Consider the following 10,180-nt stretch of genomic DNA (forward strand, 5'->3'; position numbering starts at 1 on the left):
TGTCTCGCACCATGGCGTTTGTCGCGTGGAGGCGTCGTCTGGTCGACGCAGCCGGTTCGGTGTCAGCTTGTGTGCAACTTGCGCACGGCACGCGGCATTCTCCGGGCAAACGCCTAGTTGATGGAAGAATTCTGATGATCAAGATCATGCTTTTCGCCGCCGGAGCGGCCCTCGCGGCGGCTTCCCCCACGATCGCGCAAGACGGCACCACTGTCGATCCGGCCGACAATGCGGCCCTGAACGACCCCAACGTGATGACAGTGCGCAACGTGACGCGCACGGAAATGGCGCATGGGCTGCAGATTTTCGACGCAGGCGGCAAGCCGGTCGGCATGGTAGAGCGGATGTCGGGCAACGACGTGATCATCAGCAGCGGCACGCGTGAGTACACGGTGCCGATCACCGACTTCTATGCCTATAACCAGCACGGGCAGGACTATTTCGCAACGCGCACGCCCAAGGCTACGCTGGAAGCGCAGTCCTCGACCAGCGGCACCAAACCGATCGCTATGCGGTGAGGACGAGGCGGCAGCCGAGGCTGGCACACCGCTAGCTTGGTTGCCCGCAGGGTGAGAGGCGGACGGAGGCTGCCCAGCCCCCGCCCGCGCGTTTCTCAGAGAATGCCGGCTTTTACTCCGGCGCGCTTGAACATGCCGACGATCTGTTGAACCTGCTCCGCCGTATGTGCGGCGCACAGCGAGCAGCGCAGCAGCGTCATGTTGGCGGGCGTTGCCGGCGGGCGGGCAAGGTTCACGTAAAGCCCTTCGTGCAGCAGGGCTTCCCACATCGCCGCGCCGCGCTCCAGGTCGGGCATGATGACTGCGATGATCGCGCTTTGCGGGGTTTCGGTGCCAAGTTGGAAGCCCGCGGCCTTGAGCGCCGCGTGCAACGTGCGTGAATTCTCCCACAGATGCGCGCGCTTGTCGGCCGCGTGCATCAGCTTGCGGATCGACGTGCAGGCGGTGGCGACGACGCTGGGCGGCAGGCTGGCGGTAAACACGTAAGGGCGGCAGACCAGCCGCATGATCTCGAACTTGGGATGGTTCGAGACGCAGAAGCCGCCCACGGTGCCGACCGACTTGGAGAAGGTGCCGATCACGAAATCGACATCGTCCAGGCAGCCCTGATCCTCGGCCACGCCGCGCCCGTTGGGGCCAATGAAACCCATCGAATGCGCTTCGTCCACCAGCACCATCGCGCCATGCTTCTTGGCGACGGCGATCATTTCCTTGAGCGGGGCGATATCGCCCATCATGGAATAGACGCCTTCCAGGATCACCAGCTTGCCCGCGCCGTCGGGAATGCGCCTCAGGCGCTTTTCCATGGCCTTCAGGTCGTTGTGCTTGAACGGCACGACTTCGGCGTCACCCATCTTGCAGCCGTCCCAGATGGAGGCGTGGCTGTCGATGTCGAGGATGATGTAGTCGCCCTTGCCGGCGATGGTGGAGATGATGCCCAGGTTCGCCTGGTAGCCGGTCGAGAACACCATGGCATGATCCATGGCATAGAACTCGCACAAGGCCTGCTCGACCGCCTTGTGGCCTGAATAGGTACCATTGAGCACCCGGCTGCCGGTGGTGCCCGAGCCGAAGTCGGTCAGCGCCTTCTGGCCCGCCTCGATCACGTCGGGATCGAAGGTCATGCCCATGTAGTTGTAGGTGCCCAGCAGGATCGTCTCACGCCCGTTGCAGATCGCCGTGGTGGGCGAAAGCACCCGGTCCATCACCAGGCTGAAGGGATCTTCCACGCCCGAGTCGAGCAGGTTGCGGCGCATCTCGATCAGCGGATCAAACTTGCTGAACAAGTCGGGCTGGCCGCCCTCGATAACCTCGGGCTGGTCCGGCTGGTTTACGGCTTCGGTCATGTCAGATCAGCCCTTCAGCTTCACCACGGCGTCGATCAGCTGGCCGTAGTTTTCGATCTCGGCCTGCTGATTCATGCTGATGATGATATCGAACTCGTCCTCGATGGCGGCCACGAAATCCATGATGGTCAGGCTGTCGAATTCCAGATCGTCGGTGAAGCGGGTGGCGTCGGTGATGGCCACGCCCTTCTTGTTGAACGGTTCGATCAGGGTGTCGATGCGGGCCTTGGTGGCTTCGCGGTCCATGGGTCTGCTCCGAATTGCTTTGCGGCGCTTGTGGCCTCAGAATGGGGCGCAAAAGCGGCGATGGGGGTAGGGTGTCAAGCCTTAGAGGACTATTCGCGGCGCGGCTTGCGGCGAACGCAGTGCGTTTAGACGAGCGCCCGAACCGCCTGCATGAACGGTCCGATCGATACCGGCTTGGCCAGATACCCCTCCGCCCCGGCCTCACGAATGCGTTCCTCGTCGCCCTTGCCGGCGTAGGCGGTCACCGCCAGCACCGGGATGGTTCGCAAGACGGGGTCCTTTTTCGCCGCCTCGATCAGGTCCAGCCCGGAGACGTTGGGCAGCTGGATATCCATGATGATCAGGTTCGGCACGAACTCGCGCGCCCGTTCCAGCGCGTCACGGCCATCGGCGACCGGCTCCACCGCGAAGCCCTGGCTTTTCAGGACGTCGCAGAACAGCTTTCTGTTGAGGTCGTTGTCCTCGACAACGAGAATGCGCTTTGCCATTCGGTTCGCGACCCTATCTACCATATGGCATGAATGCTTATCCGCCCTCTATGGCACCGACACGAGGCTGACAATTCCCACTCCTACGCAAAACTCCGGAGGCGGCGATCCGCAAACGCTGGCGCTGAACGCGCTGGGCTGGATCGTCATCGACGATGATCGTGCCGGGCGCTTTCTGGCGCTGACCGGATTGACCCCTGACGAACTGCGCGCCTCGCTGGGCTATCCCTCCACGCTGGCGGCGGTTCTTGAATATCTTTGCGGCCATGAGCCGGACCTGATCGCGGCGGCCGAGGCGCTGGGCTGCCGCCCGCAGGACCTGGTCGCCGCTCGCGAAAGGCTTACCGCATGAACCGCCCCCTGGTGATAACCGATTGCGACGAAGTGCTGCTGCACATGATATCGCATTTCCGCGACTGGCTGGCCGAGGAGGAGGGCATGACCTTCGACATGTCCCGCCACGATTTCGCCAATGCCATCACCAACAGCCTCACCGGCGAGAAGCTGGAGCAGAAAGCGATCTGGGAACTGCTCAACAAGTTCTTTGACGAGCAGATGCATCGCCAGACCGCCGTGGCCGGCGCGATCGATGCCATCGGGGCGCTGAGCCAGGAGGCCGACGTGGTGGTGCTGACCAACCTGATGGATCACCGCCGCGATTCGCGCACCAGGCAACTGCTGGAGCATGGCCTGGACCTGCGCGTCTTCACCAACCAGGGGCCCAAGGGTCCGGCGTTGAAGGCGATCCTGGACGAGTACCAACCCAGCCGGGCCGCGTTCATCGATGATCTGCCGCAGCATCACGATTCGGTCAGCGCCATCGCGCCCGAGGTTTCGCGCCTGCATCTGTGCGCCGAGCCGCTGATCGCGCCCAACATCACTTGTGCGCACAAGGCGGGCCACGCCCATGCGCGAATCGATAACTGGGCGGAGGCCGCTCCCTGGCTGCTCTCCCGCCTGCATGACGAAGAAAAGGAACAGGCATGAGCGATAACGCAATCGAAGCCCGTCTGGCCGAACTCGGTCTGAGCCTGCCTGAGCCGGCAGCGCCCGTGGCGGCCTACGTGCCGGTGGTGATCGCGGGCGGCCTGGCGCATGTCTCGGGGCAATTGCCCTTCATCTCCGGCAAGCTCGTCACCGGGCGGCTGGGTGAGGATGTCCAGGTGGAAGACGGCGTGCTGGCGGCGCAGGCTTGCGCGGTGATGATCCTGGCGCAATTGAAAAAGGCGCTGGGCTCGCTCGATCGCGTGGAGCAGATCGTCAAGCTGGGTGGCTTCGTCAGCTCCACCGCCAGCTTCACCGATCAGCCCAAGGTGATCAACGGCGCGTCCGAACTGATGGCGGCAGTCTTCGGCGAGGCGGGACAGCATGCCCGCAGCGCGGTGGGCGTGCCGGTGCTGCCGCTGGGTGCCGCGGTCGAGGTTGATGCGATTGTCGCTGTCCGGCCTCTTTGATTTTCTGACACTGGACCGCTGGCGCGCTCCGCCGCCCGACCCGCGCAAGGTCGAGTGGGTGGGCGCGCAGGACTACGCCCATCGCGGCCTGCATGGCCCAGGCGTGCCGGAAAACTCGCTCGCCGCTTTTCGCGCCGCGGTCGAGGCCGGGCTGGGCATCGAACTGGACGTCCAGCGGTCTGGTGATGGGCAGGCGGTGGTGTTCCACGACAGCATGCTGGAGCGGCTGACCGGTACCGAGGGTGAGATCGGCCGATACAGCGCCGAGCAATTGGGCCGAATAGCGTTGGAAGGCTCGGCCGAGACGATCCCCACGCTGCGCCAAGCGCTGAATGTGATCGGCGGACGCGTGCCGGTGCTGATCGAGATCAAGACGCAGCGGCGCGATCGCGTCGCGGCCCTGTGCCTCGCCGTGCGCCGGGTGCTGGAGGGTTATGTGGGACATCACGCGGTGATCAGCTTCGATCCGCGTGTCTCGCGCTGGTACTGCCGGCACTCGCCTCACACGGTCCGTGCGCTGACCATCAGCGAGGGAGAGGACCGGGCGCTGGCAGGCATGATCCGCCGCCGCCTGGCCTTGTGGCATGCCCGGCCGGACTTTCTCACTTACGACATCCGCGACTTGCCCAGCCGCTTCGCCACGCGCCAGCGGGCCCGGGGCCTGCCGATCGTGACCTGGACGGTCAGCAGTGCGACGCATCGCGAACGGGCGCTGCTACATGCCGATGCGGACATCATCGAGGGTGAGGGGCTTGAGTCCGCTCAGTCGCAGCGGGCTCAGTCGCTCACCGACAGCTCCCATCCGGGCGATCCGGCATGAGCGAAGGCGATATCATCGCGAAAGTGGCGGGCGGGGTGTCCGATCTGCCCGCGGCGGAGTGGGACGCGCTGACCGATGGCGGCAATCCCTTCGTCAGCCACGCGTTCCTGGCGGCGATGGAGAATTCGCGCAGCGTCGGCGGGCGCAGCGGCTGGGCCCCCGCGCCGATCCTGATCGAAGCTGCGGACGGCACGCTGGCGGGCGCGCTGCCGGCCTATCTCAAGCAGCACAGCCAGGGCGAGTACGTCTTCGATCATGCCTGGGCGGACGCCTGGCAACGGGCTGGCGGCTCCTATTATCCCAAGCTGCAGATCGCGGCGCCGTTCACCCCCGCCACCGGCCCGCGCATCCTGACACGACAACCCGGACTGGCCCTGCCACTGCTGCGCGCCGCCGAAGCCTTGTGTGAGCAGCACGGCCTGTCTTCGGCGCACGCCACCTTCCTCTCGCCTGAGCAGGTGCCATTGTTCGAGGAGGCGGGCTGGCTGCTGCGCGAGGATACCCAGTTTCACTGGTACAATCGCGGCTACGCCAGCTTCGACGCATTCCTTGAGGCGTTATCCTCCCGCAAGCGCAAGGACTTGCGCAAGGAGCGGGCCAAGGCCCAGGAAGGCGTGACGATCCGCGCGATCACCGGCCCGGACTTGCGCGAAGAGCATTGGGACGCCTTCTGGCTGTTCTACCAGGACACCGGGCAGCGCAAATGGGGGCAACCCTACCTTACCCGAGAGGCTTTCACGCTGCTGGGCGAGACCATGGCGGACAAGATCCTGCTGGTGCTGGCATACGACGGTGATGAGCCGGTGGCAGGCGCGCTCAACTTCATTGGGGATGAGGCGCTCTACGGCCGCTATTGGGGCGCGCTGGTGGACAAGCCGTTCCTGCATTTCGAGCTGTGCTATTATCAGGCGATCGACGCGGCGATCGCGCTGGGCCTTTCACGCGTGGAAGCAGGGGCGCAGGGCGGGCACAAGCTGGCGCGCGGTTACGAACCGGTGCCGACAATCTCGGCCCACTACATCGTTCATCCCGGCTTTCGCGAGGCCATCGCCGATTTCCTCAAGCGAGAGCGGCAGGGCGCCGAGCAGGAGCGAGAATGGCTGGGGGATCGTACGCCGTTCAAGAAGGGCTGACGAAGCCTCCCAAGTCAATCGAAACGCGGGAATACGAGAGTGTCCCGATCAGGCCGCCCGGCGAGTGGTGCTCGAAAGCCATTCGCGCGCGCGGCGCTGGGCTTCGGCGATCTCGCTCGCGGTCATTTCCTCGGCCACATCGGCTCGGCACATCGCGGCTTCCTCGTGACCGGCGACGGCGGCGAGGTTGAACCACTTGTGCGCCTCGATCATGTCGCAATCGACGCCATGGCTGCCGGTGGAAAAGGCCACGCCCAGGTCGTAATAGGCGCTGGTGTCGCCTTGCGCCGCCGCAGTCAGGCAGGTGGCGACGAGCGCATCCTCTATCTCATGCGCGGAGGCTGGGACGGCGCGGGCGAAATCGGTTTGGTTAATCCAAGCAAGGCTCATCGGAACATACCCCTGGGTACGTGGGCGCGATAAACCGGCCCTCAGTCCTAGGCTGACTCTCGCTTAGCATGCTCAACAAATGGTTAACGGGAAAAATTAATCTGCGGGTCAACGCGTTCATTGCCCAAGGCGTGCATTCCAAAGCTCCATTCTGGCAGCGCAAATTGCGTTTTCGGCCGTGATCAATGCTTGTGTGTGCAACCCCCCGCATTTATAGGCGCGGGCAACCTGGGATGCGGGGGACGACCGGCTAAGACCGGCGTCGCAGGGTGTCGTCGTTCCAGGATGAAACCATGCGGAGTTCATCTGAAATGGCGACGGCCCTGGCTGACGAAATTGACGTACTTGCCAAAGCAAAGCGCGAGATCGGCGGGGCCTATGTGCCGTCCGACGATGAAGCCTACATGTCCGAATCGCAGCAGGACTATTTCCGCCAGCTGTTGATGTCGTGGAAGCGGCTGATCCTGGCGGCGTCCGCCGGGACTCTCCAGCAGCTGCAGGACGGTCCGATTCGTGAACCCGACCTCAACGATCGCGCGTCCAGCGAGACGGATTGGGGCATCGAACTGCGCACGCGCGATCGCCAGCGCAAGCTGATCGCCAAGATCGATTCGGCGCTGCGTCGCATCGAGGAAGGCGAATACGGCTATTGCGAAGTGACTGGAGAGCCGATCGGGCTTGGCCGCCTGATCGCGCGCCCGATCGCCACAATGACCGTGGAAGCACAGGAAGCGCATGAGCGCCGCGAGAAAGTTTCGCGCGACGATTGAACGGCGCCGTCCGCCGCTGATCGGACCAGATCGCGGATTAAGCGTTTTTTCGTGGTTGCAGGCTAATAGTGTGCGCCAGGCCGCCGCCTCGGCGGAAAATTTCTATTAACCCAGATCGCCCGATCGAACGCGGGATGGAGCCAATGGACGGTAGCGAGAATAGGCAGATCGCACGCGACAGCCTGTTTCTTATGGCCGAACTGCGTCTGGACGGAACCTCCGTCGAACACCGCATCAAGGTACGCAATCTGTCCGAGGGCGGCATGATGGGTGAGGGCGAAGTCCGCGTCCGCCGTGGCGATGTGCTGGATGTTCAGATCCGCAATCTTGGCTGGGTGCGCGGTTCGGTGGCCTGGGTGCAGGAAAGCCGCTTCGGCGTCGCCTTTGTCGAACCGATCGACCCCCGGCTGGCTCGTATCCGCGCGGAGGGCCCCGGCGGCCAGATAAATCGCTTCGAACCGACTCGCCAGTCGCTGGGTGAACCCGGACAGGTCCGCAAGGTCTGACACCTGCCGAAATCCTGCCCGCTCGCCTTTGCGGCGGCGGCAAAATGCTCTAGTCCCAGACCATGCCCGTCCAGCTTCCAGCGCCCGCGAAAAGACCGGCCCGCTGGAAGGCCACGGCCCTTTTCACGCTTTGCGCCGCCTCCCTTGCCCTTTGCGGATGTGGCAAGCGAGACAACTCTCCCTTCGCTCTCGCCGTCATCACCGGGCCGGATGATGAATACCAGGCCGGGCTGGACCGTCCGCTGGCCCGCCAATTGACGCGTGCATCGGTGGCGGAGGGCCTGGTGTCGTTCGATGAGCAGGGACGGGTGGTGCCCGCGCTGGCGGACCGCTGGATCGTCACCGACGATGGACAAAGCTATATTTTCCGCCTGCGGGACGGCGAATGGCGCAACGGCGATCCCTTGACCGCCAAATCCGCCAAGGCTGCGCTGGATGCCGCGATGAAGGCGCAGCGCGGCGCGCCCCTCGGGCTCGATCTGGCGGCGGTGGAGGAAGTGCGGGTGATGGCCGGGCGCGTCATCGAGATACGCCTGTTCCGCCCGATGCCGTATTTTCTGCAGTTGATGGCCCAGCCAGAGTTGGGCCTACTGCGCGAGAAGCGCGGTGATGGGCCGATGGTGATCGATCGTAACGGCGCCGTCGCGCGCTTCACCGCGATCGAGCCTTCACGCCTCGGCCTGCCGCAAGTGCCCGGTTGGGAAGATCGCACGCGCCAGATCGTGATGACGAAACTGCCGGCGTCTCAGGCCGTGGCCCGCTTCAACGACAACAAAGTGGACCTGGTGTTGGGCGGCCGCATCCAGGACTTTCCCTATACCAGCTCGGTCGGCATCCTGCGGGGTACGATTCAGCTTGATCCGGTCATCGGTCTGTTCGGCCTGCTGGCGGCGAAGGATACCGGCTTTCTTGCGGATCCGCGCAATCGCGAGGCGCTGGCGCTGGCGATCGATCGGGCCGCCTTGATGGCGCCGTTCGGTGTAGGCGGCTGGACTCCCGCTACCCGGATCGTCTCACCCGGTTTGGAAGGCGATTTGCAGACCAATGGCGAGCGCTGGACCAGCCAGTCGATCGAGCAGCGTCGCAGCGTTGCCGCCGCGCGGGTGCAGGACTGGATCGACGGACGAGGGGCAGCGACCGAGAGCGAAAATGAAGCCGCCGGCAAGCCTGCCGGTGCCACGCCGGGGCGGCCCGCGCCGCGGCTGTCGATCTGGCTCCCTGCCGGTCCGGGCTCGGACATCTTGTTCGAGAAGCTGGCGGGCGATTTCCAGCGCATTGGCGTGAACAGCGTCCGCGCGCGCAGCTTCGCGGCGGCGGACTTGCGCCTGATCGACGATGTGGCCCGTTTCCCGCGCGCGCGCTGGTTCTTGAACCGGCTGTCCTGTGCCGCACGGCGAGGGCTGTGCGATCCTGAGGTGGACAGCATCGTCGCCCAGGCGGCACGCGTGGTGGACCCCTCGCAAAGATCGGCCGTGCTGGGAGAGGCCGAGGCGCGGCTGACGCAGGCCAATATCTTCATCCCCTTCGGCGCGCCGATCCGATGGTCGCTGGTGCGGGGCAATGTCGCGGGCTTCGCCAGCAATAGCTATGCGTGGCATCCCTTGATGCCGCTCGCTTGGGTGCCCAAATAATCCTCGAACTTGAGCGAGGTGTCGGCACGTGGTGGAAACGGGAAAAGCGCGCCGCATGGGGCTGGATCTGCCACTGGGCAACGATCCGGCTTCGATCCGCCTGCGGGTGGAAGCGATGGAGCGCCTGCTGGAGCGCAGCTTCATGCTTCCCGGGACCAATCGGCCGGTGGGCCTTGATGCGATCATCGGGCTGGTGCCGATCGCGGGCGATGCGATCGCGGCGATGCTGGGCCTCTACATCGTTTGGGAAGCGCGCAACCTGGGCATGTCGAAGTTTCAACTGGCGCGGATGATCGGCAACGTCGGCATCGACACGGCACTTGGCGCGATCCCGCTGGCCGGGGACGTGTTCGACTTCATGTTCCGCTCCAACAGCCGCAACCTGAAACTGATCCGCCGCCACATGGACAAGCACCATCCGCACACGCAGGTGATCGATGGCTGAGCGCCGGTATCTGCCTCTCGCGGCGATTGGCGCGGCGGCCTCGACGCTTGGCGGGTGTAAGAAGGCGGACGACGCGGCCGGGCCGGGCGCTAAGACCGTGGGCGAAGCGCGCGCCTTGGATGAGGCGGCGCAGATGATCGATGCCCGCCGCCTGCCAGAAGGTCTGCCCTCATGGGCGCAGGACTACGCTACGGAGCCCGCGCCCGCCGACTGACAGTATCCGGCGGTCAGGCAGCGCCCTCCGTGGCGTTTCACGCAACTCCCGGTCCATCATTGCGTTTGCCCGCATCGCCATCGAAGGGCAGGAAGAGCGGATGGCGCGTTCTTCCTTTCGATTCAAAGTCGATCCCTTCCTGCTCAGCCTGGTGGCGGTGGTCGTCTTGGCCTCCGTCCTGCCGGCCCGCGGCGCGGGTGCGCGTATGTTCGAGGTCAT

15 protein-coding genes are annotated in these 10,180 nt (G+C 64.8%); 11 read left to right on the forward strand and 4 right to left on the reverse strand.

Going from position 1 to position 10,180, the window contains the following annotated elements; translation table 11 throughout:
* The first annotated feature begins 134 nt into the window (after positions 1–134).
* Positions 135–518: a hypothetical protein gene (locus tag ACHWRX_RS04250; RefSeq protein WP_058736193.1), complete on the forward strand. Its 384-nt coding sequence runs from the start codon at positions 135–137 to the stop codon at positions 516–518.
* Between the two features lie 95 nt (positions 519–613).
* Here the strand turns inward: ACHWRX_RS04250 and spt are convergent, their stop codons facing one another.
* From spt to ACHWRX_RS04265, 3 genes are all read right to left on the reverse strand, one after another.
* Complete coding sequence (gene spt / locus ACHWRX_RS04255; protein ID WP_394658213.1) at positions 614–1,864, reverse strand: serine palmitoyltransferase; 1,251 nt, start codon at positions 1,862–1,864, stop codon at positions 614–616.
* 6 nt (positions 1,865–1,870) lie between these two features.
* Positions 1,871–2,110: an acyl carrier protein gene (locus ACHWRX_RS04260; protein ID WP_394658214.1), complete on the reverse strand. Its 240-nt coding sequence runs from the start codon at positions 2,108–2,110 to the stop codon at positions 1,871–1,873.
* Positions 2,111–2,235: 125 nt separating this feature from the next.
* Positions 2,236–2,598 (reverse strand): response regulator, encoded by a 363-nt coding sequence (locus tag ACHWRX_RS04265; protein ID WP_058736190.1) that lies wholly within the window; start codon positions 2,596–2,598, stop codon positions 2,236–2,238.
* Here ACHWRX_RS04265 and ACHWRX_RS04270 point away from each other — a divergent pair.
* Genes ACHWRX_RS04270 through ACHWRX_RS04290 form a run of 5 tightly spaced genes read left to right on the forward strand, consistent with a single transcriptional unit; the run spans position 2,585 to position 6,005 of the window.
* The gene (locus ACHWRX_RS04270; protein ID WP_394658215.1) at positions 2,585–2,950 is read left to right on the forward strand and encodes a DUF3572 domain-containing protein; all 366 of its coding nucleotides are present in this window, start codon (positions 2,585–2,587) and stop codon (positions 2,948–2,950) included. The genes ACHWRX_RS04265 and ACHWRX_RS04270 overlap by 14 nt on opposite strands.
* Positions 2,947–3,585, forward strand: a complete 639-nt coding sequence (locus ACHWRX_RS04275; protein WP_394658216.1) for an HAD family hydrolase — start codon at positions 2,947–2,949, stop codon at positions 3,583–3,585. The genes ACHWRX_RS04270 and ACHWRX_RS04275 overlap by 4 nt, the downstream gene beginning before the upstream one ends.
* Entirely contained in the window at positions 3,582–4,052 is a 471-nt protein-coding gene (locus ACHWRX_RS04280; RefSeq protein WP_058736188.1) for a RidA family protein, read from the forward strand. Before ACHWRX_RS04275 ends, ACHWRX_RS04280 begins: the two co-directional genes overlap by 4 nt.
* Entirely contained in the window at positions 4,024–4,872 is an 849-nt protein-coding gene (locus ACHWRX_RS04285) for a glycerophosphodiester phosphodiesterase family protein (protein WP_394658217.1), read from the forward strand. The genes ACHWRX_RS04280 and ACHWRX_RS04285 overlap by 29 nt, the downstream gene beginning before the upstream one ends.
* Complete coding sequence (locus ACHWRX_RS04290) at positions 4,869–6,005, forward strand: GNAT family N-acetyltransferase (protein ID WP_394658218.1); 1,137 nt, start codon at positions 4,869–4,871, stop codon at positions 6,003–6,005. The genes ACHWRX_RS04285 and ACHWRX_RS04290 overlap by 4 nt, the downstream gene beginning before the upstream one ends.
* Before the next feature lie 48 nt (positions 6,006–6,053).
* Here the strand turns inward: ACHWRX_RS04290 and ACHWRX_RS04295 are convergent, their stop codons facing one another.
* Positions 6,054–6,395: a hypothetical protein gene (locus ACHWRX_RS04295; protein ID WP_394658219.1), complete on the reverse strand. Its 342-nt coding sequence runs from the start codon at positions 6,393–6,395 to the stop codon at positions 6,054–6,056.
* A 311-nt stretch (positions 6,396–6,706) separates the two neighbouring features.
* Between ACHWRX_RS04295 and dksA the strand changes: the two genes are divergently transcribed.
* From dksA to ACHWRX_RS04320, 5 genes are all read left to right on the forward strand, one after another.
* Entirely contained in the window at positions 6,707–7,165 is a 459-nt protein-coding gene (gene dksA, locus ACHWRX_RS04300) for an RNA polymerase-binding protein DksA (RefSeq protein WP_058736184.1), read from the forward strand.
* Positions 7,166–7,308: 143 nt separating this feature from the next.
* Entirely contained in the window at positions 7,309–7,671 is a 363-nt protein-coding gene (locus ACHWRX_RS04305; protein WP_183615450.1) for a PilZ domain-containing protein, read from the forward strand.
* Between the two features lie 62 nt (positions 7,672–7,733).
* Positions 7,734–9,302, forward strand: coding sequence for an ABC transporter substrate-binding protein (locus ACHWRX_RS04310; RefSeq protein WP_394658220.1), 1,569 nt, complete (start codon positions 7,734–7,736; stop codon positions 9,300–9,302).
* Between the two features lie 55 nt (positions 9,303–9,357).
* Positions 9,358–9,747 (forward strand): DUF4112 domain-containing protein, encoded by a 390-nt coding sequence (locus ACHWRX_RS04315; protein ID WP_058736334.1) that lies wholly within the window; start codon positions 9,358–9,360, stop codon positions 9,745–9,747.
* On the forward strand, positions 9,740–9,961 hold the full coding sequence (locus tag ACHWRX_RS04320) for a hypothetical protein (protein ID WP_394658221.1): 222 nt from the start codon (positions 9,740–9,742) through the stop codon (positions 9,959–9,961). The genes ACHWRX_RS04315 and ACHWRX_RS04320 overlap by 8 nt, the downstream gene beginning before the upstream one ends.
* Positions 9,962–10,180 lie beyond the last annotated feature (219 nt).

Source organism: uncultured Novosphingobium sp. (assembly GCF_964277725.1).
In the GTDB taxonomy this organism is placed as follows: domain Bacteria; phylum Pseudomonadota; class Alphaproteobacteria; order Sphingomonadales; family Sphingomonadaceae; genus Novosphingobium; species Novosphingobium fluoreni.